Below are 24,484 nucleotides of genomic sequence, written 5' to 3'. Positions count from 1 at the left end.
GCCGCGTGCGCGCGCCGCATGCGGTCCCGCTCGTCGCGCTCCGCCGGAGCGACGAACACTGCCTCCCACAGGGCCCGTTCCACCGTCACACCCCCTCCGCTACGACCTCGGCCTCGGGCCGCTCAACGGGCCCGGGCAGCACCACGTTACGCCCCGGCCACCGGAACACCAGACGGCAGTGCTCCTTGTTCATGACATCACCGGAGGGCAGCTCATCGTCGGGCGTGCTGGCCGGGTGGACCGTCAGGACGGGATCGGCGTGCTGGTGCTTCTCGTCGGCGCGGATGTGGCGGTCCCAGGCCCGGACCGTGGCCGCCAGCCGCTCCGCGAGCGCGGGACCCTGCTCGCCGAAGGCGTGGACGACCCACTCCCACGCCTTGCCCTGCGGGCTGTCGCCGTTCTTGGTCTGGATGTGGATCAGGTAGGCGAGCGAGGCCTCGCCGGTGATCGCGGGGGCGTCGTGGTCCTTCGCGATACCGGTCACGGCCCCATCCGGTTCCTGGTGGGCGGCCAGCCGGCAGAAGCCCGACAGGGTGGTGGCCGCGTACAGCTGCAGGGACCCGAAGTGGGCGTTCGCTCCCATGGTCACGCCGGTGGGGATCTCGTGCCGCGGCCCGCGCAGCGCCTCCTCCAAGCCCGTCGTATCGGCGGCGGTGCCGTGCTCGAAGCGAAGCGTCAGCCCGCCGTCGAGGAAGGAGAGGGCCGGGATGGTGCGGGCTTGTTGCCCTTGGTCGCGGACGAAACCGCAGTACGTGAAGTGGCGAGCGTGCAGCACCTGGCCGCTCCGTTCGAAGGTAACCGCTCGGGTGTAGCCGCCGATTTCCAGCGGCAGGACCAGGCGGCCGCCCTCGGACAGCTGCTCCCGCCAGGCCGGGGCGATGTCCCAGCAGTTGTAGGTGATCATGCCAGCGTCGAAGCCGCCGCGCGGCACGAGGTGCCCGGGTGCGCCGAGGGCGGCGTCGGCTTCGACGGCGGTGACGCGGCCGCTGCCAGCCTCCGTGAGGAACCGGCGGGTGCGGCGCACGACCCATGGGTCGATGTCGACGGTGACGATGCGTCCGTCGGGTCCGGTGACGTGGGCGATCAGCTCGGCGTTGTAGCCGCCGGATCCTGCCTCGAACACGACCGCGCCCGGCTCCAGGCTCAGGTGCTCGATCATGTCGGCCTGGAGCCAGGCCGCGGACACCGAGCTGATCGCCGTCCCGGCCTCGTCGTAGCGGGTGATGACGGCCCGGTCGCCGCCGTCGTACGCGGCCAGGAGGTTCGCCTCTGGGGCGAAGCGATGCCGGGGCACGGTCCGCAGCGCCTCCTGCACCGGCGCGGAGGGGGCCCAGCCGCCGCCGATGACCATCTGGGTCATTGCCGCGCGCAGCCTGGCAGCCTCCGCCGGTTCCCCCGGCACGCGTGGCTGGTCGGCGGCGATGGGGTAGGAGGTCGCCGGAGGCACGCCGGGAAGGACGCCGGGCCACACGGCATCGAGCGCGAGAGCGGCTGGGGCGAACACGTCCCCGACGCAGGCGAGGGCGTGGAGGTCGAAGAACTCCCAGCGGTCGAACTTATCCGGCTCCGGGTTGGCCAGAGTGCCCGTCCAGGCGGTGATGCGGACGACGGCCGTGAGCCGCGGGACCCCGTGGCTGTCGTCGACCAGCATCGTCACCACGTGCGCGTCGGCCGGATCGGCGACCAGCCCGGTTTCCTCAGCGAGTTCGCGCACCGCAGCGGCGGCGAAGTCCTCGCGGCCGGTGGTCTTGCCGCCGGGCAGCTCAAGCATGCCGCGCCGGGAGCGGCCCAACAGGACCCGGCCGGCGTCGTCGGTGATCACGGCGAGCGCACCGGTCAGGCCGTGACCGGTGGTTGGCCGCTTCTCGACAGCCCGGGTGTCGACGTGGCACGGTCCGCGAAGGAGCAAGAAGGCCAGACCATCCGCGTCCAGCCGCTCCACCGTCTTCCAGCCGGCACCGAGCAGCGTGATCTCGTCCTCGTCCAGGGCGATCCCGCGCCGCTCCTCCGGCGTGTTCTCGACGACCGGGGTGATGACGACGAGCGCGCCGCCGTCGCGCAGCCGCTCGCCCAGCCCGTGAACGATCCGGCCGCGATCCCTCACGAACGGGTACACCAGCCGCAGCGTGATCAGGTCGTACCCCTCCTCGTGCAGCGGGGCCGGGTCGTCGCGCTCGATGTCCAGCTGCAGCCATCGCACGCCCTCGATGCCGGCGTGCTCCTCGCGGGCCCGGGCGATCGCGTTGCCCGCGAGGTCGACGGCGTCCACGGTGTAGCCCACCCTTGCCAGGTGGGCGGCCAGCTCCCCGGTCCCGCAGCCCACATCCAGGGCCCGGCCCGCACCCTCAGGGACCGGGGCGTGCTCGGCAAGGAGTTGCTGTTCGCGCTCACCGAGCCGGCGCCACCCCTTCCCCTCGCCGTAGTGCTGCTCCCACTCGTCGCGGGCTGTGTACGTCAACGTGTTGCTCCTCGTAATGGCGGGTGGTAGTCAGAGGTGTTGCGCGGTGCGCAAGCGCGCCAGGGTGTACACGTCACCGGCCCGCCGGGACAGCAGCACCTCAAGCCCCGCCGCGCCCTCGCGCGCGGCGATCAGGTGGACATCGAGCGGCTCGGTGTGCCGCTGGGTGCTGCTCACGCGTCACCGTCGGGGCGACGCGCGAGCAGCACCGTGAACACCGCGTTCTCCTTCAGGACGCCGCCGCTGGCATGGTCCTGGAGCAGCTGGAGAGCAGCGGCCTCGAACTCGTGATAGCGGCCGGAGAACAGGGCGGGGCGAGCGAAGCTGGTGGTGCGCAGGTAGCCGATCACGTCCTCGGGCGCCCAGGCGCGGGAGACGGGGAAGCTGTGCTCGGTCACCTCGCTGAACGCCGAGTCGGCCAGGTCGTCCTCGTAGGAGCGGCCCGGCCCGGCGTACGTGCCACCGGTGCCCGCGCGCCGGTCTTCGCCGAGGTAGCTCTGGATCAGCTCCCGAAGGTCGGCCGTCCAGTCGGCCCCATGGGTCCAGAGACTGCCGTCGCCCATGATCGCCACGACGGCGCGCGGCGCGGCCACCCGGTTGGCCATGGACAGGACCTCCGGGCGGGCCATCCAGTGGAAGGACCGACAGCAGGTGATCAGGGTGGGCGCCCGGCCGGGCGCTGCGGGGGCGAAGTCGTGGGCGGCGCCGGTGAAGACGTCGACCGTGCACGCTCCGCGGACCGGTTCGAGGATGGCGCGGGCCGCCTCCAGCATCGACCGGTTCACGTCGACCAGGTCGATATGCACCATGCGGTGCAGGACTGGCAGCAGCGCGCGGGGCACCTGGCCGGTGCCGGTCCCCAGGTCCAGGAGGACGGGGGCGGGCACACCGTGCTGGGTGGAGGCCAGGAGGTGGACCGCGGCGTCCGGAAGGCCGGGACGGTGGCGGGCGTAGTCTGCGGCCTCGGGCCCGAACAGGGCATCGTCTGAGACCGCCGCAGAGGCCGGGTGATCGGGGCGGGTCATCGTGAATCTCCAGTCTCGCCAGGGGAAAGCTGCCAGGTCAGGGCGCCGTTCGGGCTGGTGGCCCGCTGGCTGCCGTCGGCGTCGAAGTCGAGCCGGTAGACGTCCGGTTCACCGGCCGCCCGCCACCGGTCGGCGACATCCTGGACCTCCGCTGGCGGGCCTGATGGTGGGCCCTCGGCGTCTATCGCGACGAAGGTCAGATGGGCGGTGGCCACCTCCGTGGTGAGGTCGGGCGCGTACCAGCGATCGGCCCGCACGGGGGCGGCGACGTCATCGATGTGCGGCTGGCCTGTTCCACTTCAGCGTCGACGTCGAGTAGTGCGGCTCGCTGTCGGGGATCGTCGAGGCCGATGATCTCGGGACCTGCAGGGATGCTTCTTTCGGGTCCTTTCGCGGGCTTTCCTGTTTACGCGGCTCAAACTCCCCAGGGACTCCCCGAGCGACGGTGAAACTCCCCAGCAGCTCCCCAGCGGGGCGGCTGGCGAGGGTCGACTTGGACCCTGTTCGGCGGACACGGCCTGGCCATCCGCGGCCCGTCCGTCCCCGGCTCTTGGCCGCGGATCCTCTTGCCGCAGATGTTGCTTGGGATGGTGGTGCGTGATGGTCGCGTCTCAGCGGGCGAGGCAATGGGCCAAGGTGTGTGCCAGGGCGGGAAGCGTGCCATCACTCTTATCTGTACGGCGTTTTGGGTAAATAGGGATTAATCTGTCTGCCGTCCCGAGCTCAGCCACCTGTTTCCGATGACGGATCGCTTGGTACTGGGCTTCCCCGAGCGTCGTCACTTGGTCCATCCCCTCCTCACCGCCTGGCCGTCGTCTCCACCGGCAACCACTGGGTGCTGGACGCGGTCGGCGGCGCGGTGGTGGTCGGCGCGGGCTTTGGGCTGTCGTACGTCCTGCAGGGACCGCGGGTCCGCCCGTCGTGCGGGCGGTGGCCAAGGGCAGCAGGGAGCCGGCCAAGGGCAGCAGGGAGCCGGCCAAGGGCGCGGCTCCCTGCTGATCACTTCGGCGGCGTGGCCAGACGCTTCTGGAGCCGGGAGTGCCTGAACTGGTACGCAGGTCCGGACATGCGCAGAAGGTTGCGCTCGTGGGCGTCCTTAAGGAACGCCATCATGCGTATGGGGGTGCCTTCGCGTCGGGCGAGCTGTACGGCAGTGAGGCTGGTCGCGACGGCCAGGTTGGGCACCACACCGCACCTGACGGCAGGACCGATGGCGGTTGCCACACCGAAGGCGACGCCGAGCCAGAGCCCGCCGAGTTCCCCGGCCTGGGCGCCGTAGAAGATGCCGATGGCCGCGCCGACCAGCAGACCGAGGGGTAAGCGCAGTCGGAGGTGGTGATTCCACACGTCGATCGGATCGATGACCCGGCTCGCTGCAGTCGGGGGCGGCAGGAACTCCTCCGGAGCGATCTCGTACGGGAACCGCTTGTACGGAGCGAGCAGGGTCCGGCCGATCAGCGTGGCCCCGCTGCCTTTGCCCAGCGCGGCGCCGAGACCAAACGGGACGGCGCTCAAACAGGACCACCACAACGGTGCCGGACTGCCGAGGAACCACCGTAGGCCTTCCAGGAGCGCGATCGCCGTGAGATAGCAGCCGACCCCCAAGGCGATCGCACCACGGGGGAACACATCCCGCCAGCCCGCGCTCTGCAGCGGTTGCGGATGGTTGAGTTGCCGCAGCCGCAGGGCCACATCGACGGCGGCGCCGATCAGCATGGCCAGGGCCGCCGGGACTGCGAGAACACTGTCCGCGGACACCAGGATGTACGTGGCAACGGCCAGGTAGATCGTCATGGTCAGCGACCAGGTGACCCATGCTCTGATCCGCGGGCGACCCCAGCCTGGAATATGCCACCAGTACAGGTTTTGTGCCCCCTCCTCGGTGAGCCGTTCGGCGATGTACCTGAGCGTCCGCTCCGCCTGTTCGGGGCTGTAGGCGGGGCGTTTACAGCCGTCCGCCTGGGTGTACGCGAACCTGACCGCGTGATCGAGCAGACGGTTCTCGATGGCAGCGGAGCTGCGCAGGCGGAGGATCTCCTCCACCATCGCAAGGTCGGATCGCTGCTCGTGCAACAGACTGATCGCCAGGGGCCTGCTCAGCCCCTTGGCCAGGGGGCTCTTGCGTTCCTTCCGCAGCCGGCGGTCGAGCTCCTGCCAGGCGGGAGGCGGATCTTTCATGCGGCTGAGCAGATAGTCGACGGCGTCGCGGGGACGGATCGGCTGCAGCTCCAGGGCGACGGCGTCACTCAACTGCGCCCCGCCGGCCACCTCCAGAGCCTCCACCGTGCGCGACACCAGCAGGACGCGGGACGGCATCGCCGCCAGCGCGGTGATGGCCTTGGCGCGCACCTCCTTGGCGACCTCGTCCAAGCCGTCCAGGAACAGCGCGATACGCCCGGCTTTCAGCAGTTCACGAACGTGCCGTTGGCGGTACCGCCGGGAGATCACCCTGACCGCCCAGTCGATAGGCTCTTCCTCCAGCGGTTCCCAGCCGTTCAGCGACAACAGCACCGGAACGGGCATGCGCGCCCTGTCCTGCGGTGCCTTGGTCGCGTCCCGGCGGTCGAGAGCCCTCACGAGCAGCAGCGCGGCGGCGGCTGACTTGCCGGCTGCTTCCGGGCCGACCAGCAGGATCCGGCCGGAGGCGAGCCCGCCGTAGACCTCGTACAGCTCGGCGATCTCGCCACCCGCCCCAAGCTGCTGTTCCGTGACCGCCGGAAGCCCGGGGAGCGGGGTGAACCGGGACTCCGTCCGCTCGGCGGTGGCTGCGGCGACCCGGCCGGTGAGCCCCTCCTCGCTCACCTGCCATCGAAGGGGCAACGGCGGGGGTGACAGCAGGCGCCGCCGGTACGCTTCCCCGTTCCACCACCCCCGGACGGACTTGGCCAGGTTGTCGGCCGTCTCGTCCAGACGTGACGGCACGAGCGTGTAACTGGCGAGCGTGTAACTGTTGTTGACCTGCTCGTTGTTGTTGCCGACCTGCGCGATGGTCGGACCGCGGAACTCGTTGTGCGTCGGCGTACCCGGACCGGTCACCTCGCAGATCCGAAGTGGTTCACCTGGTGACCGTGGTGGCCCACCTGGACGTTGGTGGGCCCGTGGAAGGTGACGCCGGACATCGAGATGCCCGCGGTCTCCGCCACCGGTTCCAACACCCTTGAAATCTGCCGCAGTTCGCTTGCCGCCTGCTCCCGGTCCGCAGCATTGAGGTCGAGCAGCAGCCGGGTGAAGTCCTCCTCCCACCGCTGAGCGTGCTCCGCCCGCACCCGCTCCCGCTCCTCGTCGTCCGGGGCGGCGGCCAGCGCGGCGGCGGTTCCGTCCAGGCGGGCCCGGGTCGCGCTCTCCAAGTCGGCGTCACCTCGGCCGAAGAGCCGTACGAACCGTGCCTTGCTCGTCTCGTACCCGTCGGTCACCGCGAGTGTGAGCACCGTCGGGCCGACGAGGGCCGCCACCTGTGCCAGGTCACTAAACCAGTCCATGGGTGTTCCCCCACTCAGATGCGGGTCGACCCCGCATGCGAACCACATTGCTTGCCGCCGTCGAACGCCCGGGTTGCGCCCCCATGTGTCGCGGCTACGGCGACCACCAGGATAGGTCACCGGCCACTTTCCGCGTCGAGGAAGTCACGTCCTGTTACGAAAGGGGGTCGAGTGAAGTCATCAGTCACCTCGGCCGACATACTTAGCCCCAGGTACCGCCTTGTCCTAGGCATCCGGAGTACGGGCGCGGCCGCCCCCCAAGCGGCCGCGCCCGAGGTGTGTGGCGGCTAGAGCGTGTCTCTTTGATGGGCTAATCAGTTGATCGGACGTGTCCGTGCGATTAGTGATCACTGATGCAATGTGGGACCGGATCGAGCCGCTGATGCCAGCCGATCCGGCCCGTGGACGGCGGTGGGCCGACCACCGCCGAACTCTGGAGGCTATCGCCTGGAAGTACCGCACGTGCTCCCCCTGGCGGGACCTGCCCCACGAGCTCGGTGCGTTCCAGACCGCTCACAAGCGCCTGATGAGGTGGGCCGTCGACGGCACCTGGCAACGAATCTTCGCTGCCGTCCTCGCCCAAGCGGACGCTTCTGACGAGGTGGGATGGGCCGTGTCGGTGGACTCCACTGTCTGCCGAGCTCACCAGCACGCGGCTGGGGCCAGGAAAAGGGGGCGCTCGACACGGCTGAACCCGCCGATCACGCACTCGGACGTTCCCGAGGCGGCCTGAGCACGAAAGTTCATGTCGCCGCTGACGCTCAGGCACGGCCCCTCGCCGTCCATGTCACCGCGGGCCAGGCCGGGGACGCGCCTGCCTTCGAGGCGGTCATGGCCCGCATCAGGGTCCCGCGCACCGGGCTGGGCAGGCCACGAACCCGGCCCGACGTCGTCCTCGCAGACCGGGCCTACTCGTCCCGGGCTATCCGCCGGCATCTTCGTCGCCGAGGCATCCGGGCCGTCATCCCGCAGCCCTCTGACCAGATCGGACACCGCCTCCGGCGAGGCCGGGCCGGCGGTCGTCCGCCCGGCTTCGACGCGCAGGCATACAAGCAACGGAACACCGTCGAGCGGTGCATCAGCCGTCTCAAGCAGTGGCGCGGCCTGGCCATGCGAACGGACAAGCTCGCCATCGCCTACGAGGGCGCACTCCACCTCGCAGCCATCTTGATCTGGACGCGGGTCTAGGTTCGGGTCAGCGGGAACTGTGCGCTGTCTGGAGGGCCGCCCACTCCAGGGCGGGGAACTCGTAGCCCCAGCGCCTCCGATACCCGTCTGTCCCGTGCTCGGAGAGGAGCTCCTTAATCATGGCCATGAAGGACCCGACGAATGCCTCTGTTGGTAGCCGACCTGCCCAGACCAGCCTCGCGTCCGACCACCAGGACGACGGCTCGTTCAAGTCCGCGAACTCCACTATCTGAACGAAGACCTCCTTCTCTGCTTGGTTGAAGAAGACTCTCGTCCCGCTCGGCTCGTCCACGAACGTCACGAAGGTCGCGCTGCACCCAAGGAGCAGAGCCCGGACACCGTTCATGAACCCGGCCAAAACCTCAGGCCCTACATAGGAGGCGTGCACTTTCTGTTCCGCAGCATTCACCGACCACGACCAGGTGGCCCACCCAGACCCGCCGAGCTTCCAGTGCATGCTCTGGCCATGCGCCAAAGAGACGTCGAATGAGCTGTGAGCCATGCCTTTCCCCCTGCGCCAGGCGGTGCTGGCCCTAGAAATCGCCGAGTCAACCAAGACTCGCTCATGAGTACGACGATGCCACAAACGGATCTGAGAGACAGGCCCTAGCGCTCCTGGTTCAGGGGCAGAGCGATGTCGGTGACCCGCTGCCGACTCGGGAACGTGCCCCGGTTGGTGGCCTTGCCGTTGAGGATGCTGATCTCATACAGGCTGTAGGAGCTGCCCGTGCCGAGGGTGGCGAAGCCCTTGTTCGTGCCGGTCTTGGCGTTGTAGTAGATGTCGAAGCCCGCGTCCAGGGCGGCGTCCACACCAAGGTTGCCGGTCGGGGCGAGGGTGCCGGCGTCTCGGCCGAGGCGGTGGCCGCCGGGCTCGGGACCACCCGCTCCAAGGCCTTGGTGCTTCTTCTGGCCGCGCAGGACGGATGACCGTACCCGGCGGCATCGGGTGTACGCGTCCCCGGGTGAGGGGCGCGAGGTCCGTCGCCGGGCGGGATGTATGTGCGAATGCCGGACTTGAGTGCGAAGAGTTCCGCAGAACGCCTGTTACTTGATCGGCTGGTCCGGGCGGGTGAGGTGGGGGAGGAGTGCGCCCGGTGGTGCGCCGGAGTACGCCGCGCCATGGGCGCGGTGTGTGGGGCGGGTGGGTGTAGCGGTCAGTGAATGTCAGGGGCACGTTCGGGCGGAATGCGTGCATCCGGCAGTCGACTGTGACGGATATTTGCACCTCTGGTAACCGCCGTCGGCAGGGGCTGCCGTGGGGCCCGTGTCGGGTCGAGAGTGTGGCCCTCGGCTCATCCGGGCCGACTCCGAAAGCGCCTTCACCACCCTGTTTCGGCTGGTGGGGTGCGGTTCTTGAGGGGCGCCACCTATGTCTTCTGCTTCTTCCTCCGTCCACCGTATCGCCGCCACCGTCCTGGCGGCCGGCGTGATCGTCTCCGCCGCGGCGCTGCCGGCGGCCGCGCACGACGGGGACCGCCACCAGCAGCGGCACCCGCGGGTGGAGATCAGCCGGGTCCAGGCCGACAGCCCCGGACGTGACGACCGCTCGAACCGCTCCCTGAACAACGAGTGGGTGGAGATCACCAACACCACCCGCGACACCATCAACCTCCGCGGCTGGACCCTGCGTGACAGCGACGGCAACCGCTACCGCTTCGACAACGTCCGCATCGCCGGCCGTGCCACGTTCCGTATCCACACCGGGAACGGCCGTGACACCCGTACCGACCTCTTCCAGGACCGCCGCGACTACGTCTGGGACAACGGCTCCGACACCGCGACGCTGCGCGACGACCGCGGTCGCACCGTCGACACCGAGTCCTGGGGCCGCCGCCGCTAGGACCGCGACCGCAGGCCCCGCACGATGTCGGGTCCTGCTGACATGACCGCACGGGCCGTCGCCTCATCGGGCGACGGCCCGCACTGCTGGGCCGGCGGCGGCACCGAAGTGGGATGTCGGTGGTGGCGGCGACCATGGGGAGATGAGCGCCGGTATCGCGCCCGAGGGCCCACACACGGGTGTCGATGGGTTGTGTGAGGACATCCGGGGGCCCTCGCCGGGTGGGTGCCCGGGGTGCTCGGTGTCCATGTTCACCGGTCGGTGTCCGGGCCGGCGGAGGTTGTGCGGCTGGTCGGTGCGGTCGCGGACGCTGCCGAGGTCACGGTGCTCCCCGGCGACGGCGCGACTGTGCGGGCCGAGCTGCACACGGCGGCCGCCAGGGCCCTCGAGGCCGCCGGCGGGCGGCCGGAGACGGATGCGCGGGCTGAGCTGGCTGCCGTACGCGCGGGGTGCCGGCGCGCGGCGGTTGCTCTCGGCCTGCGTGTTCCCGTCATCTTCTGACCGGGGCGGCGGTATACCTCTTATCGGAGGGAACATTCCGGTTTGGTTGACCGTTCATCCACGTGTGGGATGCGGGAAGGGCACTGTGTCCCCGAGCCCGACCTGTGCCTGTGGGGAAGATCGTTCGGCTGAAGCCCTGCAGAGCCCTCCGCCGTGAGGCGACACCCTTTCCCGCCCCACCCCTTGACCGCTCCGCCCGGCACCCCCCGCCGGTCGGGGCGCGGCCCCGACCTGGCCCTCCCCCCCCGGCCGGTCGGGGCCCCTTACTCTCTTCCCCCACCCGGCAAGGTGTCGCGTGCGGCCATGAGCAGTCGCCTCTTGTAGGGGCTGATGTGCGGCGGGAACCTGCGAATGTCACACGTGATTTGAAGAATTTTTGAAATGCCTGAGCCGAAATTCGCGGCAGCTCTCTGACCTGCGCGAATGCGAGGCAACTGGAGGCATCGTGTGCCCGGGTCGCCCCGGGGCGCGGGCTGCAGAACTGTGCCGCACGGGTCCCTCGTCGTTGTCGGCGCTCCGAATTCCAGGGGTCGTTGCAACACGTGATCACCGACGTGTGGTGGCGAGCAGTTTAGACAGGCGCTCGGCTGGGGTTTCCCAGCCGAGCGCCTTGCGTGGGCGGCTGTTGAGTTCGGCAGCGACTGCGTCGAGGTGGTCCCGGGTGTGGCCGGACAGGCTGCTGTCCTAGAGGCTGCCCGATTCGCGACCAGCGTACGGGCCCCTATCTCTCGCCTCATGGCAGCTCCAGCCCAAAGCCGCTCCCGCCGACCTCATCGGGCCCGTGTGCGATCGTCACGCCTCCTAGTACTGCAACGGTGTTTGCCGTGACGGTTGGGCAGGTGGATCGTTTGTCAGTTCATGGGTGGGGAACTTGCTGATGCCCGGTTGTGGGCTGGTGAACTGAAGGCTTTGCATGAGCGGTTTGTGCACCGTTTCTCCAGGTCAGAGCCGCGGGAGTCGGCTCTTGCCTATATGCAGGGGCTGATAGCTCCGTTGGAGCGGAAAAACGGTTGGACGCTCGCGGAGGAAGCGGGGCATGCGGGTCCAGATCGAATCCACCGGTTACTGAACCGGATCGACTGGGACGCGGACGAGGTCCTGGACGACGTGCGGGTCTACGTCGTCGAGCACCTCGGCGATCCGGAGGCGGTGCTGATCGTGGACGACACCGGGTTCCTAAAGAAGGGTGTCCGCTCGGCCGGGGTCCAGCGCCAGTACTCCGGAACCGCCGGTCGGACGGAGAACTCCCAGATCGGGGTATTCCTCGCCTATGCCAGCGGCCGGGGCCGCACGTTGATCGACCGGCGTCTGTATCTGCCCACGTCATGGACGGACGATCGGGAACGGTGCCGGGCCGCCGGCATCGATGACGCCATCGCCTTCGAGACGAAGGTGGTGATGGCCAAGGCCATGGTCCGCCGGGCGATCGCCGAGAAGATCCCGTTCCGCTGGGTGACCGCGGACGCCGCCTACGGCTTCTCCAAAGGCTGGCGCACCGAGCTCGAGCGGGCGGATGTCTTCCACGTCATGGCCACCACCCGGCATGACACCGTCGTTTCCCGCTGGGCCCTGGACCATCCCGTCCACGACCTGTTTCCCGGGCTGCCCCGGCAGAAATGGAAACGCCGTTCCTGCGGCGACGGCGCCCACGGCCCGAGGACCTACGACTGGGCCAGGGTGGAGGTCCGGCCCTGGCACCGCAAGGACCGCAAGCACTGGGTGATCGCCCGCCGAAGCATCCGCCGGCCCGAGGAGATCTCCTACTACATCGCCTACTGCCCAGCCGAAACCACACTCGACGACCTCATCCGTGTCGCGGGAAGCCGGTGGGCGGTCGAGGAATGCTTCCAGAGTGCGAAACAGGAGTGCGGCCTGGACGACTACCAGGTCCGCCGTTACGACGGCTGGCACCGCCACATGACCCTCGCGATGGCCGCCCACGCCTGCCTCACCGTCCTGAAGGCCCGCAAGGCTGACACAGGGAAAGCAGAAACGGATCCTCCCAGCTCATACCCCTCACCCTCCCCGAACTCCGACGCCTGATCCACCGCCTCACCCACCGCCGCCCAGCACCCATCGAGCACGTCCTGCACTGGTCAAACTGGCGCCGCAGACGACAGTTCCAAGCCCGCCTCAGCCACTACAAACGACACGGCCACACACCACCAGAACCCAACAAACCATCACTGCAAACACCGTTGCAGTACTAGGCCGTGTCTTCAAATGGTTCTGATGGGGGATCATGTCGGCATGGTGCGTCGTCATGAGCTGACGGATGTGGAGTGGGAAGCGCTGTCCGGGCTGTTGCCGCGGTCGTCCTCGGGGCGGCCGAGGTTGGACGACCGGCGGGTCCTGAACGGGATCGTGTGGAAGCTGCGGACGGGGTCGGCGTGGCGTGATGTGCCGGCACGGTACGGGCCCTGGAGGACTCTGTACACCCGTTTTCGCAGGTGGGCGCTGGACGGGACGTTCACGCGGATGCTGGCCGCGGTCCAGGCGGAGAAGGACGCGACCGGTGACATCGACTGGCTGGTGTCGGTCGACTCCACGGTCACGCGGGCCCATCAGCATGCTGCGGGCGCCCGCAAAAAGGGGCAGGGCAGGGGGACGAAATATGTGATCACGCCCTCGGACGATCCCGAGGCGGACTGACCACGAAAATCCACCTGGCCTGCGACGGCCGCGGCCGGCCGCTCGGCTTCGTCCTCACCGGCGGCAACGCCGCCGACTGCACCCGCTTCGAAGAGGTCATGGACACCATCAAGGTCCGCCGGGCCGGGCCCGGGCGGCCCCGAACCCGCCCGGACCACGTCCTGGGCGACAAGGGCTACAGCTCCCGCAAGATACGCGCCTACCTGCGTAAACGCGGGATCGGCCACACCATCCCCGAACGCCGGGACCAGCGGGCCAACCGATCCCGCCGCGGCCGCGACGGAGGCAGACCACCTGCCTTCGACAAACAGCTCTACAAGAAACGCAACGTCGTCGAACGCTGCTTCAACCGCCTCAAGCAGTACCGCGCGATCGCCACTCGCTATGACAAAACCCGCGAGTCCTACCAGGCAGCCGTCACCATCGCGTCCCTGTTCCTCTGGCTCAGACCCCTTTGAAGACACCGCCTAGGTACGTTGAGCCGTCAGCCGAGGGAGAACGCTCGCGAGGGAGTCGCCCCGCAACGCGTGGCTGCGGGGCGCCGATCCACTTTCGCAACGGGCCTAGTGGGGTTTAGTCGACCGTCTGCCCGTCGTACATGCCGCCCCTGCAGGTCGGGAGCACGGGCGTCGACCGATCGATCGTTCCGCCGTTGTCCGTGCACTCACCCGGGGTGACGCTGGCCGGGGTGACGCTGCCGGCGGCGGCGGTGGCGGGGGCGGCGCCTGTGAGGCCGAGTCCGGCGAGGGCTGCCGTGGCGAAGACCGCGGCGAGGATTCGTCGAATGCGCATTTGGTTCTCCTTTCACAGATTGCCTCGGTTGGGGCACTAGCCAGCTTGATCTTCACCCATGTGGGTGGCACGTTATGGTGGGCCATTCGGGTGACAGTGTTGTCGGGTGCGGGGTCGGTGACGCGACCCGTCAGAGCCGATGGAAGCCCGTGCCGCATCCGTGCCAGAAAGAGCGGATCCCAGTGGTCAAGAGCAGTCAAGTGAGACGCCTCGCGATTAATCACCAGAGGCCGTTTGCGTTGGTCAGCGTCAACCCCTCCGTGTCGGCCCGGTGATTCCCAAGCTCAGAGCGCGGGTTCGATTCCCGTCGCCCGCTCCACGGCGAAGGTCCAGCTCATAGGCGAATCCCAGGGGTCGTTGCAACACGTGATCACCGACGTGTGGTGGCGAGCAGTTTAGACAGGCGCTCGGCTGGGGTTTCCCAGCCGAGCGTCTTGCGTGGGCGGCTGTTGAGTTCGGCAGCGACTGCGTCGAGGTGGTCCCGGGTGTGGCCGGACAGGCTGCTGCCCTTAGAGGCCCTAACAGAAGTTGTTGATCATGTGACTTTCGGTTCGGGTGGTCGTTGGTCTGGTCGTGGGGAAACGCCAGTCACGGCCGTGGATCGTGTCGGATGAATTGTGGTCGCTCGTCGAGCCGTTGCTTCCGGATCCGGCGCCGAAGCGGGTGGAGGGCCGTCCGCGGGTGCCGGACCGGCAGGTACTCTGCGGGATCCTGTTCGTGCTGCATACCGGGATCCAGTGGGAGTACCTGCCGCAGGAGCTAGGGTTCGGTTCCGGGATGACCTGCTGGCGGCGTCTGGCCGCGTGGAACGAGGCAGGTGTGTGGGACCAACTGCACCTGGTGCTGTTGAAGAAGCTGCGGGTCGCAAGGAAGCTGGACTGGTCGCGGGCGGTGATCGACTCCTCCCATGTCAGGGCCGCTCGGCGGGGCCCAAAAGCGGTCCGAGCCCGGTCGACCGCGCTCGGCCGGGTAGCAAGCACCACCTGATCGTTGACGGGCAGGGCATCCCGCTGGCTGTCTCGCTGACGGGCGGGAACCGCAACGACGTCACTCAGCTGATGCCGCTGCTGAACAAGATCCCGTCGGTCGCCGGCCTCGTCGGCCGGCCCCACAGACGCCCGGACAGTGTTCTGGCCGACCGCGGCTACGACCACGACAAGTACCGCCGCCTGGTCTGGGCGCTCGGCGTCAAACCCGTGATTGCCCGCCGCGGAGTCCCACACGGCTCCGGCCTCGGCCTCTACCGGTGGGTCGTGGAACGGACCATCGCCTGGCTTCACGGCTTCCGCCGGCTACGGATCCGATGGGAACGACGCGACGACATCCACGAGGCCTTCCTCGGCCTCGCCACCTGCCTCATCACCCACCGCCACGTCCAACGCCTTTGTTAGGACCTCTTAGGAGCTGTCCGGCGGATCATGCGCTAGCGGGCCGTGTTGCTGTACTTGGACGGTGCGGGCATCGGGAGTGCGGCGTAGATCACTCACGGCTTGTCTCCGTTCCAGGCCATTCCCGCCCTGGCTCTGCTTGGCTGGTGGCTCTGACGATCACAGGAGGTCGATACGTATGGCGCTCACTCACTGGGGTTTCATCTACACGGCGGACGGCAGCGCGGCAGGTGGCGATGTCAGCGTCGTGGACACGGGTACGTGCCGCAGTGTGTTCGTCGGGGTGGAGAAGCCCGAGGAGGGCATCGAGGCCGCGCGGCGTCTGGTGGGCGAGGGCGTGCAGCTGATTGAACTGTGCGGGGGATTCGGGCCGGTATGGGCCGGGCGTGTGATCGAGGCGATCAACGGCGCAGTCCCCGTGGGCACGGTTGGCTACGGACCCGAAGCGGTCGATCAGGTGCACGCGATTTTCTCGTGACGGGTGCCAGCTCCTTCACTCCGATAGGGACCGGAGCCAGAGCCGAATGGCTGCGACGGTGACGCTGCCGTGAAAGATGTAGGCCCTCTTGTCGTATCTCGTCGCGACCGCCCGGGAGTTCTTGAGCGCGTTGATGGTGCGTTCCACTTCGTTCCTGCGCTTGTAGATCGTCGTGTCGAAGCCGGTGGGCCGGCCGCCCCTGCTGCCGCGGCGCTGGCGGTTGGCCCGCTGGTTCTTCGGTTCGGGGATGGTGTGCTTGATCTGGCGTCGGCGCAGGTAGCGGCGGTTCCGCCGGGATGAATACGCCTTGTCACCGCCGAGATGATCGGGCCGGGTCCGGGGGCGCCCACCGTCCGGGCGGGCGACACGGACACGCTCCATCACGGGAACGAGCTGCGGTGCGTCGCCCCACTGACCTGGCGTGATGAGGAAGGCGAGAGGCCGGCAACCCCCCTCACCAAGCAGATGAATCTTGCAGGTCAGCCCGCCCCGGGAGCGTCCGAGCCCCTCATCGGGGCGGTGCTGCCGGGGCGTCTGTCTTCCCGGAACCCGGGGTAGCTTCTTGTGTGCTCCGGCGGCGTTCTGGTGAGCGCGGCAGGACGTTGAATCCACGCTCACCATCGACCAGTCGATGCAGCCCGTGCGTCCGCGTCGGCCAGGACGGCCTTGAAGATCCTGTCCCACATGCCGTCCGCAGACCAGCGCCTGTGCCGCTCGTACACGGTCTTCCACTTGCCGAAACGCGCAGGCAGACCCCGCCACGGCACCCCGGTGCGCTGTCGGAAGAGAATCCCGATGATCACCCTGCGATGACTCTCCCAACGCCCGCCCCACTGCCCGCACTTCGGCAGAAGCTGCTTCAGCCGCAACCATTCCTCATTCGTGAGATCTCCCCGCCCCATGAACATGCCAACGACTTGAACCCGGGACAGGTCACATGATCCGTCGGACAGGCCCTAAACACCCTCTACGAGGTCGTCCATGTCTGGCAGGCCCGTCTCGCCTCCGCCCCCGCGGTCGATGCGTTCGTCGCCTTCACGATCTCCGAGTTCGACGAGACCGGGTTCGTGCACATGGCCGAGCTCCGCGGCCGGCGGTGCCGGTGACCGTGCAGCCGTACGTGGTCCGCCTTTCGACACCGGCCGCGAAGGTCCTCCCCGAACTCCCCGAACACGCCGAAGAGACGGTCTGGGACCTCCTCGACGCTGCCGCGGCCGACCCGTGGGGCTTCACCCAGTGGGATCCCGACGGCCCCGAAGGTGAAGACGTCCGGATTGCAAGGCGAAGGCCCCGGGGGTCACGACGTCCCGGGGCCTCCACTTCGCTGACGTCCCAGCTCAACGACGGGCGAGGTGGCGTGTCACGCCCAGTCGACGCCGAGCTTGGCGCGGCGTGCTGGTCGGCGGTGAGCTTGTAGCGTCGGCTCTTGGTGTTGGAATGGTGTCGGCGACCGTGCCCGGGCGGAGCCATACGGCGCTTCCCCACCTCAACTCCTTGTCGGGTCAAGACTCCACGCTACGAGGGAAGCACACCGCCCCGATGAACGGCGTACGTCATTCTCGGTGCGCTCTGAACGCAGGACGCGCTCGCGCCGGCAGGAGTTTCGTCACGTGGGCGGGGGTTTCGTGACGTCCGTCAGGCGCCGGCCCGTTTCGTTGCGTCTCCAGAGGGCCTTCGCGCACGGTACGCGCGGGAGCGGCACTTGGGGGAGCAGTAGCGGGCCGGTCGTCCGGTTGGCTGCCCTGGGGGCCGTGCCGGCAGGGCTTGGCTGCAGGCCAGGCACTCGGCCGCCGGGCCAGACCGGGCGGTGTCCGGGGCCGGGTGGGCGGCGTCCACCCGGGTGTTCAGCGGGGCTGCCACCGGGGCCTCGATTGCGGGCGGGGGTACGGGCGCGGGCGGGGGCGCCGGGTGGTGGGTGAGGAGGCCCTGGCGTTCGGCGATGACGCCCGCTTCGAAACGGCTGTGTGCGCCGAGGGTCTCGAGGAGTTCGGAGACGTGTCGCCGGCAGGTGCGCAGCGAGATGCCGAGGCGGCGGGCGATGGTGTCGTCCTTCAGGCCCTTGGCGAGCATGACGAGGATGGTCTGCTTCATGGTCTGGGAGACGCCGTGCGCGGCTTGGGGGCCCGTCGCGTAGGGCGTGGCCTGGGCCCAGTCCCGTTCGAAGACGTCCAGGAGGTACGCGAGGAGGTCGGGTTCGCGGATGATCAGGGCGCCGCTGGACCGGGCGGGGAGCAGGGCCAGGGCCCGGTCCACGATGATCATCTGGGGGAGGACTTCGGACAGGGTGCGGAACTGGGCGCCGGCGGCGACGAGATGTTCGGCGTGGGTGTGGGTGGGCTGGCCGAAGCGGGTGGCGTGCTGGTAGAGGCTGCGCATGCGGATGCCGCGGGCGAGTAGGGCCAGGTCGCGCGGGAGTGCCTCGCGCAGGGCGGCCGCGGGGAAGGAGCCGCCGTGCTTGGAGACCAGGACCTCGCTGCGGCAGGAGTCGATGACGTCGGTGAGCAGCGTGCGGACGGCGAACTTGTCGGGCAGGTGGTCGATGGTGCCCTGGGGGAAGGCGTGCTGGCGGGCCTGGAGGTAGACAGGCATGAGGGCCGCGAGCCCGTCGTGCTGCTCCTGGATCTGCCGGCGCTGGGTGCGCAGGGACTCCTCCTGGGCGCGGAGGGCGGAGTCACGGTCGGAGAGCAGTTGGCTCGCGGCAGCCTGCGGGCTCACCGGCTGCCAGCGCATACCGGGATCCCCGGGCGCGGCGGGGAGTTCCTGGAGGAGGCAGGCGTCGAGGAGGGAGTCCAGCGCCTGCCGGCTCTCGTGCTCGCCGATTCCGGTCTCGGCCGCTGCCCGGGGCAGGTCCGCGGGGGTGAGGCTTTCGTGGACGACGGTCCAGCGGTAGAGCAGGACCGCGGCGCTGTCCAGTTCGGGTATGCCCGCCGCCCCGCCGCCCCGCCGCCCCGCCGCCGACCGGTGATTCGGCCATGGAACCCCTCCTAAAAGTGCATGGCACACAGATGATGCCCGTTAGGGCTGCCGCGGGCGGCGCCGGGTCGGCACAGTGGTGATCACAGCCGGGATATGCGGTTGGCGAACGGAGCACGTCACCGGCGGGACTGACCGTCGCCGGGCTACAGCAGGAGTTGACGCACATGCGGGGAAACACGACCCGGGCACTGGTGGCCCTTGTACTGGCCGCGGGCATCGGGTGGGGCGGCGGCGCCGCCTCCGCCGCTGGGGAGGGGCCGGCCGGGCACCGGGTCCGTGCCGACACGGAGCTTCCCGGGTGGCTCGACCCCGGCAAGGACTGCATCGTGACCACCGCCTGGGGCGACGCCACCTGCCCGGCCCGGGAGTACTAGGCCTCCCTGAAGAACGGGAGACGGGGGCGGCGGGTCCTATCCGCCGTCGGTTGGGTGGTCGTGGGCCCTGTCCCGGCTCGGTGGAAGTGAGAGTTCCATTCTTCGTTGATTGGTCAGCTCCGTGAGTCGTGAGTTGTGGAACCCGTGTGCCTGCATCGGAGGTCAGAGTGCGCTCTTCCTCGCGTTTTTTAATGAATTGGAGAACAGACATGAGTCCTACCCGCCGTGACGTCCTGAAGTGGGCGGCCGGAGCCGGTGGCCTGGCCGCTGCCACCACGCTCGGCCTCCCGAGTACGGCAACTGCCGCAAGCTGGTCCGCCCGGTCCTGGATGGGACAACTCTCCAACAGCCTGCCCGTCACGGGGCTGACGATCCCCGGAACCCACAATACCTGCGCCAACAGTGGCTGGCCCGCCGCCAAATGCCAGGACTGGGACCTGGGGACACAGCTCGGCAACGGCATCCGCTTTCTCGACATCCGTTTGAACGGGTTGCAGGGCTCCGCGAACGAGATGGGCCTCTATCACGCCGCCTTTTTCATGAACAAGCGGTTCGCGGACGTCCTCAACGACTGCGACTACTTCCTGCGGAACAACCCGAAGGAAGTGATCATCATGCGGGTCAAGAACGAGAACTCGGGGGGCCAGGCGCTTGACGCGGAGGAGTTCAGGCGCCGCTTCAACTGGCACTTGGACGATCCGTCGATGCATTTCCGTCCGCGTTTCTTTACCGGCGACAGTTGGCCCACCCTGGGCCAAGCCCGCGGCAAGATCGTGCTCCTCACCGACTTCGACCACACCTGGACCGTCCTCAAGTGGGACACCCACTGCATCATCCAGGACGACTACAACGTCTCGGACGACGAGAAGAGGAAGGCGATCGTCCGCTGCTTCGACGCGGCGTGGTCCGACCGCACCACTTCCAAGATGTTCATCAACTTCACCAGCACCGCCAAGGGGCCCGTCCCCGAACCTTCCATCGGGGCCCAGAAGATCTTCCCGAGTGTCTACGCGTACCTGGAGCCCAGGAAGACCCAGCGAGCCCGCTTCGGCATCGTGCCCATGGACTTCCCCAACTACCGCCCCGACATCATGAAGCTCTTGATCGACAAGAACTTCGTATAAGGGACGCGGGGCGCGTGCGATCTCTCGGTTTCGTGTGAGTGAGTTGAGTGTCAGTGGCGGGTGTGTCCGGTAGGGGCCTGCGGCGCTGGTTAGGGCCAGGTGCTGGCTGCCGCTCTCACTGTCACGAAGTGAGAGATCCGGGATCGGCCCACTGTCATCGGGTGAGAGACGTGCAGGTCACGTACTGACATGAAAGCGAGAGATCGCAAGGGGCCGAAGCCTCGTTTGCCGCGGTGGGGGGAAGCTGGCGGGGAAGTTTGGGGGGAAACTCGGGGGGAGGTTGAGGGGGGAGGCCAGCCGCTGGCGGCTGACCGTTCTTGCAGGTCACTATCCGCCCGGCGGGTGGTGACTGCGCCGACTTACCCCTGTGCGCGGGAGGAGAAGAGAGACGGGGGCGAGTTCGGGGTGTTTCACTGCCGTGGGTCGCTCTGGGTGCTCCGCAGGGCGCTGGCCGTTGCTGGCGCGGCGCCGAGGGCTCGTGTCGTGGACTGAAGCCGGCTTCCATCGAACGGCGCGGGTGATGTTAGGACCCGCCGGTCGGCGTTGAAGGACATCTACACGGTCTGTTCCGCGCTGGTGCAGAAAGCCATGTCTTCGGCTCCGGCTTCAGCCCGACGCCCGCTGCTCGGGAGCCAGGACCCTCAGAGGGCGGTTCGCGAGTGATCGTCCGTTTCAGGGCTGGGTTGGGTGAGGTTGGCTGGTGGCGGGCGGGGCTGTGCTCGGCTGCGCGAGTATCAGGTGACTACACTGGTTTGCTTGCTGACAGTTGGCGTTCCGGATCGTTGCGCGCTTAGATAGGCGCATGTCGGAGGGGACGCGGGGCTGGGCCCGTTGGCGGTATGGCGTATTGAGCGTAGTCGTTTGCGCGATCTTGGCAGGTGCCGCCGCCTGGCTACTGAGTCCTGGTGAAGCAGACCCGCACGACTATCTCCGAGAGCGGGACGACGTGGTTTATGGCGACGGTTCGCTGGCAACCGTGCTTGCGCACTACGACGTGAGCCTGCCCGACGAGGCGACGGACGTGCGCTTCCATGACGAAGAATCGCTGATCGGTTCCGAAGGGACCCTCTTCCTTCACATCAAGGTTTCCGACGCCGGCTTGACGTCCTTCCTTCAGACCCTCAGCGTGGGGCCACTCACGCCTGGCCTCCCTGCCGGCTGGGACGGCAGGGAGGGGCAGCGTTTCGGCTGGAGGTTCCCGGGCAGTTCCTGGCGCGGAGCTCAGGGACCAGCCGAGGGAACCGTCACCGCTTCCGTCGCTGTCGCTCGGGCGAGCGGGGTCAACTCCGTCTATGTGATCGCCGAGCACGTCTGATCCAGCGCGAGAAGAGGTGCCACGGATTCACGGACGTGGCTTTCTGGTGATGTTGCCGGTGTCGGCTTCGGCGAGGATATCGAGTCTGACCAGACGCTTCAGCTCGGCGCGGGTGCCTTCGATGTTCTTCGGTAGCAGTTCGTGGCCAAGGGCTTCGCAGACGTCACGGGCTCGCAGGGGGCCGGTAGCCTCGTTGAAGACGGCGAGGATCTGGGGTAATCCGGGTGCTCGGGCAGGTCCGGCGGGGCGGCCGGGAGCCGGTGAGCGAGGCGGTAATGGTCTTCCGGGTGATCTCGAGGTGTTCGAGGTGGGTCTCAGCCTCCCGCAGGCGGTCCTGCAGTTCGGTGATCTGTCCACGGAGGTCGTCGGCCAGGGCCCGGGCGGCTTCCTTCTGGATGCCGGGGACGTCGAGCAGGGGTTGAAGGTTCATGCGGCCGCCGCCTGCGGTCCGCGCCAAGTGGGGGTGTTCGCGCCGGTGAGCCGTCGGGCCATGACTTGGGTCATCGCCCAGTAGACGCGGGAGACGGAGGAGGAGCGGTGCTCGTAGTCGCGGACCAGGCGTCGGGGCAGCATGAGGATCCCGTAGGTCTGCTCGACCCTCCACCGCTTCGGCTGCGGGACGAACCCCCGGTCCTGCGGGTTGCGTTCGACGATCTCCACGTCGATGCCGAGCGCGGTGCCGTGGGCAACCACGGCCCTCTTGAAGCCCTGGTCGACCAGGGCTTTGCGGACGGTGCCGCCAGTGTGCTCGGCGACCTGATCCAGCAGGGCGATGTCGGCTGCGTTGTCGTGGGTGTTCGTAGCCAGGACGATGACGGCGATGACCAGGCCCAACACGTCCACGGCCAGCCCCCGCTTGCGGCCCGGCACCTTCTTCGCCGGGTCCCGGCCGGTCGTGGAGGCGGGGACCCCGGAGGCCGCGTGGACACTCTGGGTGTCCAGGACCACCAGGGTCGGGTCGGGTCCTCTAATCGGCGGGCCCGTTCACGGACCTGGCAGCGCAGGAGTTCGTGGATGACTTGGTCGGTGCCGTGGTCCCGCCAGGCGGCAAAGTAGTAGTACGTCGCGCTCTTCGGCGGAAGACCGTGCGGGAGGTAGGCCCACTGGCAGCCGGTCCGGCCTTGGTAGAGGATCGCGTTGACGATCTCCCGCATCGCGTAGGCGCCCTGGTGGCCGCTGACCGAGCGGTGCCGGTCCTGCCATGCGGTGATCACAGGCTCGATCAGAGCCCACTGCTCGTCCGATAAGTCGCTGGGGTACGGCTTGCGTTCCGTCACACCATCACACCAGCAGGCGAGCGGTTGCGGACCGGCGGATTCCGCCCCGCACCCACCCCATCAGGCGACGACAGAGCAGCTCAAAGACTCACGAACCACCCTCTCAAGTAAAGGTCTCTCTGGCGAAAGAGGTGGGTGCGGGCGGGCTCGGCGCCCGCTGGGAACTCAGAGCCGCTCAGGCGCCTACGGCACGTCCGTGGCGTAGGCCCAGGTCGCCCGACCTCGGTGCACGCGAGATGGAAGTTGGGCGACCTGGGCCAGAGGGGACCGCGTCAGGTGGGGAAGGGTCAGACCTTCACCAGGTCGTACGTACCCGTACCGTCCTGCCTGCCGCTGGAGTACTGGCGGATCAACTCCCCGTCCGCGTACCGGCTGTGGCCCAGCATCGAGCCGGTGTACTTGTTCTGCAGGCCGATCTTCGAGCCGCCAGGTACGTCGCGATAGATGTAGAACCGCTGGAGGTCGTCCTCCCCGCAAGGGGCCGTTGTGAGGTAGGCCTGCTCCTGGTTGGCGATGTTGGCCGGGATGGTCGCGCACCCGCCATTGCCCCAGTTCCACAGGGACGCCTCGATAACCCCGTTGCGCTCCGTCACGTTGCACAGCCGCCAGTTGTCCAGGTGGGCGCTGGTCCAGTTGGATTCGCGCAGCCGGATGCCATCGTTGGCCAGGACCGGTGCGCTCCAGTTCAGGGGCTTGCCGGGGACGTGGATCCTGTAGACGTCAGGCTGGCAGTTCAGGGCAGCCCGCGTGGCGGGCGCACTGGTCCTCGCGGTGGCCGCCTTGCCCGCTGTGCCCTTCACCGTGTCCTTCGCTGCCGCGTTCCTGGCCGCGGTGGCCTTGGCAGAGGCCACCGGCCCTGGTGCGTGTCCAGCCCGGGGCGGGGTCTCGCAGTCCAGGAGACCCTGTGCCTTGCGCATGATGCTGTTGGCGGGCACCTTGTCCTCGCAGCGCACCGCGCCCTCTTCCAGGGTGGTGTAGGTGGTGTAGCTGCCGCTGTCGGGTCCCTCGATCCACTTCAGCACCCAGCTGCCGTCGCCCTGTTGGACGCGGTTGCAGTTGAGGCTTCCGTAGGTGCCGGTGACCTTCTTGGTGCCCTTGTAGACGCCGTAGTAGCCGGGGTCGTTGAAGTTCCAGCTGACCGAGGTCGACTCGCTGCTGGTGGAGGAGTAGTTCACCTGTACGTTCAGGCCCAGCATCGCGCCGACGGTGCCGAGGGCCTCGACGGCGAAATCGCCCTTGATCTCGCCGTTGAGGCCGACGGAGACCGAGATGGTGGTCTGGGTGCTGGTGGTGACGTTCTGGTAGCCGGTCGAGCCCGCGGTGACGTACCAGCCCTTGAAGTGGGTGATCGTCGGGGCGACCTCCGTGCTCTTGATGATCGGGTGGCGCTTGCCGAGATCGGCTGCGGTACAGGCCTGGCCGGGCTGGACCGTCTGCCCGGAGGCGGCCGGGGTGGCGGCGGCCGGGGTGGCGGCCAGGCCCACGGCGGCCGTCGCGGTGGCTATGAGCGCTCCGAGCCCTCTACTCAGGCGGGTTTTTGTGCGGCGCATCATTGCTTTCCCCCTGTGTGTGATCTGTGAGGTGAGTGTGAGTGAAACTAGCGCCGCCGGAGGCGGC

At 68.4% G+C, this 24,484-nt stretch carries 21 protein-coding genes and 2 pseudogenes; 9 read left to right on the top strand and 14 right to left on the bottom strand.

Annotation, left to right across the window (positions count from 1 at the left end; all coding sequences use genetic code 11):
- Nucleotides 1-85: 85 nt before the first annotated feature.
- The 6 genes from fxlM to OG386_RS01525 form a co-directional block, all read right to left on the bottom strand.
- On the bottom strand, nt 86-2,458 hold the full coding sequence (fxlM, locus tag OG386_RS01555; RefSeq protein WP_328786372.1) for a methyltransferase, FxLD system: 2,373 nt from the start codon (nt 2,456-2,458) through the stop codon (nt 86-88).
- Nucleotides 2,459-2,488: 30 nt separating this feature from the next.
- Nucleotides 2,489-2,635 (bottom strand): hypothetical protein, encoded by a 147-nt coding sequence (locus OG386_RS01550; protein ID WP_328786371.1) that lies wholly within the window; start codon nt 2,633-2,635, stop codon nt 2,489-2,491.
- On the bottom strand, nt 2,632-3,483 hold the full coding sequence (locus tag OG386_RS01545; protein WP_328786370.1) for a class I SAM-dependent methyltransferase: 852 nt from the start codon (nt 3,481-3,483) through the stop codon (nt 2,632-2,634). Before OG386_RS01545 ends, OG386_RS01550 begins: the two co-directional genes overlap by 4 nt.
- Nucleotides 3,480-3,740, bottom strand: a complete 261-nt coding sequence (locus OG386_RS01540) for a hypothetical protein (protein WP_328786369.1) — start codon at nt 3,738-3,740, stop codon at nt 3,480-3,482. The genes OG386_RS01545 and OG386_RS01540 overlap by 4 nt, the downstream gene beginning before the upstream one ends.
- Nucleotides 3,741-4,482: 742 nt before the next feature.
- Entirely contained in the window at nt 4,483-6,519 is a 2,037-nt protein-coding gene (locus OG386_RS01530) for a hypothetical protein (RefSeq protein WP_328786368.1), read from the bottom strand.
- The gene (locus OG386_RS01525) at nt 6,516-6,962 is read right to left on the bottom strand and encodes a hypothetical protein (protein ID WP_328786367.1); all 447 of its coding nucleotides are present in this window, start codon (nt 6,960-6,962) and stop codon (nt 6,516-6,518) included. The genes OG386_RS01530 and OG386_RS01525 overlap by 4 nt, the downstream gene beginning before the upstream one ends.
- Before the next feature lie 328 nt (nt 6,963-7,290).
- Here OG386_RS01525 and OG386_RS01520 point away from each other — a divergent pair.
- Nucleotides 7,291-8,150 (top strand): IS5 family transposase gene (locus OG386_RS01520; protein ID WP_328786366.1). Its coding sequence is split into 2 segments (ribosomal slippage): nt 7,291-7,639 and nt 7,639-8,150, totalling 861 coding nucleotides; the frame shifts between segments, so codons are not numbered across the junction.
- Nucleotides 8,151-8,157: 7 nt separating this feature from the next.
- Here the strand turns inward: OG386_RS01520 and OG386_RS01515 are convergent.
- Both OG386_RS01515 and OG386_RS01510 read right to left on the bottom strand, forming a co-directional pair.
- Entirely contained in the window at nt 8,158-8,607 is a 450-nt protein-coding gene (locus OG386_RS01515; protein WP_328786365.1) for a hypothetical protein, read from the bottom strand.
- Nucleotides 8,608-8,756: 149 nt separating this feature from the next.
- Nucleotides 8,757-8,960 carry a DUF4394 domain-containing protein gene (locus OG386_RS01510; RefSeq protein WP_405790491.1) on the bottom strand — a complete coding sequence of 68 codons (204 nt, stop codon included), beginning with the start codon at nt 8,958-8,960 and terminating at the stop codon, nt 8,757-8,759.
- 559 nt (nt 8,961-9,519) lie between these two features.
- Here OG386_RS01510 and OG386_RS01505 point away from each other — a divergent pair.
- From OG386_RS01505 to OG386_RS01495, 3 genes are all read left to right on the top strand, one after another.
- Nucleotides 9,520-9,990: a lamin tail domain-containing protein gene (locus OG386_RS01505; protein WP_328786364.1), complete on the top strand. Its 471-nt coding sequence runs from the start codon at nt 9,520-9,522 to the stop codon at nt 9,988-9,990.
- A 1,359-nt stretch (nt 9,991-11,349) separates the two neighbouring features.
- Nucleotides 11,350-12,534 (top strand): IS701 family transposase, encoded by a 1,185-nt coding sequence (locus OG386_RS01500; protein WP_328793132.1) that lies wholly within the window; start codon nt 11,350-11,352, stop codon nt 12,532-12,534.
- A 207-nt stretch (nt 12,535-12,741) separates the two neighbouring features.
- A protein-coding gene (locus tag OG386_RS01495) for an IS5 family transposase (protein WP_328793131.1) occupies nt 12,742-13,601 on the top strand; the annotation gives its coding sequence in 2 pieces (ribosomal slippage) (nt 12,742-13,090 and nt 13,090-13,601; 861 coding nt in all).
- A gap of 115 nt (nt 13,602-13,716) precedes the next feature.
- Here OG386_RS01495 and OG386_RS01490 read toward each other — a convergent pair.
- Nucleotides 13,717-13,935 (bottom strand): hypothetical protein, encoded by a 219-nt coding sequence (locus tag OG386_RS01490; protein ID WP_328786363.1) that lies wholly within the window; start codon nt 13,933-13,935, stop codon nt 13,717-13,719.
- Nucleotides 13,936-14,490: 555 nt separating this feature from the next.
- Between OG386_RS01490 and OG386_RS01480 the strand changes: the two are divergent.
- Nucleotides 14,491-15,326 (top strand): annotated as a pseudogene (locus OG386_RS01480) (IS5 family transposase).
- A 175-nt stretch (nt 15,327-15,501) separates the two neighbouring features.
- Nucleotides 15,502-15,801 (top strand): DUF6506 family protein, encoded by a 300-nt coding sequence (locus tag OG386_RS01475; protein WP_269664218.1) that lies wholly within the window; start codon nt 15,502-15,504, stop codon nt 15,799-15,801.
- A 15-nt stretch (nt 15,802-15,816) separates the two neighbouring features.
- Here the strand turns inward: OG386_RS01475 and OG386_RS01470 are convergent.
- A protein-coding gene (locus OG386_RS01470) for an IS5 family transposase (RefSeq protein ID WP_405790912.1) occupies nt 15,817-16,703 on the bottom strand; the annotation gives its coding sequence in 2 pieces (ribosomal slippage) (nt 15,817-16,445 and nt 16,445-16,703; 888 coding nt in all).
- Between the two features lie 733 nt (nt 16,704-17,436).
- Nucleotides 17,437-18,804, bottom strand: a complete 1,368-nt coding sequence (locus OG386_RS01465) for a helix-turn-helix transcriptional regulator (protein ID WP_328786362.1) — start codon at nt 18,802-18,804, stop codon at nt 17,437-17,439.
- 137 nt (nt 18,805-18,941) lie between these two features.
- Here OG386_RS01465 and OG386_RS01460 point away from each other — a divergent pair, with 137 nt between their 5' ends.
- The 3 genes from OG386_RS01460 (at nt 18,942) to OG386_RS01450 (ending at nt 21,590) form a co-directional block, all read left to right on the top strand.
- Nucleotides 18,942-19,151 (top strand): hypothetical protein, encoded by a 210-nt coding sequence (locus OG386_RS01460; RefSeq protein ID WP_328786361.1) that lies wholly within the window; start codon nt 18,942-18,944, stop codon nt 19,149-19,151.
- 209 nt (nt 19,152-19,360) lie between these two features.
- Nucleotides 19,361-20,275 carry a phosphatidylinositol-specific phospholipase C gene (locus OG386_RS01455; protein ID WP_328786360.1) on the top strand — a complete coding sequence of 305 codons (915 nt, stop codon included), beginning with the start codon at nt 19,361-19,363 and terminating at the stop codon, nt 20,273-20,275.
- An 802-nt stretch (nt 20,276-21,077) separates the two neighbouring features.
- Nucleotides 21,078-21,590, top strand: a complete 513-nt coding sequence (locus tag OG386_RS01450; RefSeq protein WP_328786359.1) for a hypothetical protein — start codon at nt 21,078-21,080, stop codon at nt 21,588-21,590.
- Between the two features lie 163 nt (nt 21,591-21,753).
- Here the strand turns inward: OG386_RS01450 and OG386_RS01445 are convergent, their stop codons facing one another.
- The 3 genes and pseudogenes from OG386_RS01445 to OG386_RS01435 all read right to left on the bottom strand — a co-directional run bounded on the left by OG386_RS01445 (nt 21,754) and on the right by OG386_RS01435 (nt 24,420).
- The gene (locus OG386_RS01445; RefSeq protein ID WP_328786358.1) at nt 21,754-22,020 is read right to left on the bottom strand and encodes a hypothetical protein; all 267 of its coding nucleotides are present in this window, start codon (nt 22,018-22,020) and stop codon (nt 21,754-21,756) included.
- Nucleotides 22,017-22,867, bottom strand: a pseudogene (locus tag OG386_RS01440) (IS5 family transposase). The gene OG386_RS01445 and the pseudogene OG386_RS01440 overlap by 4 nt, the downstream one beginning before the upstream one ends.
- Before the next feature lie 287 nt (nt 22,868-23,154).
- Nucleotides 23,155-24,420 (bottom strand): hypothetical protein, encoded by a 1,266-nt coding sequence (locus OG386_RS01435; protein WP_405790496.1) that lies wholly within the window; start codon nt 24,418-24,420, stop codon nt 23,155-23,157.
- Nucleotides 24,421-24,484: the final 64 nt, after the last annotated feature.

The sequence above is a fragment of the Streptomyces sp. NBC_00273 genome (genome assembly GCF_036178145.1).
Classification (GTDB): Bacteria; Actinomycetota; Actinomycetes; order Streptomycetales; family Streptomycetaceae; genus Streptomyces.
Note: the sequence above shows the minus strand (reverse complement) of the source record. Positions and strands in the feature narration are given on the sequence as shown.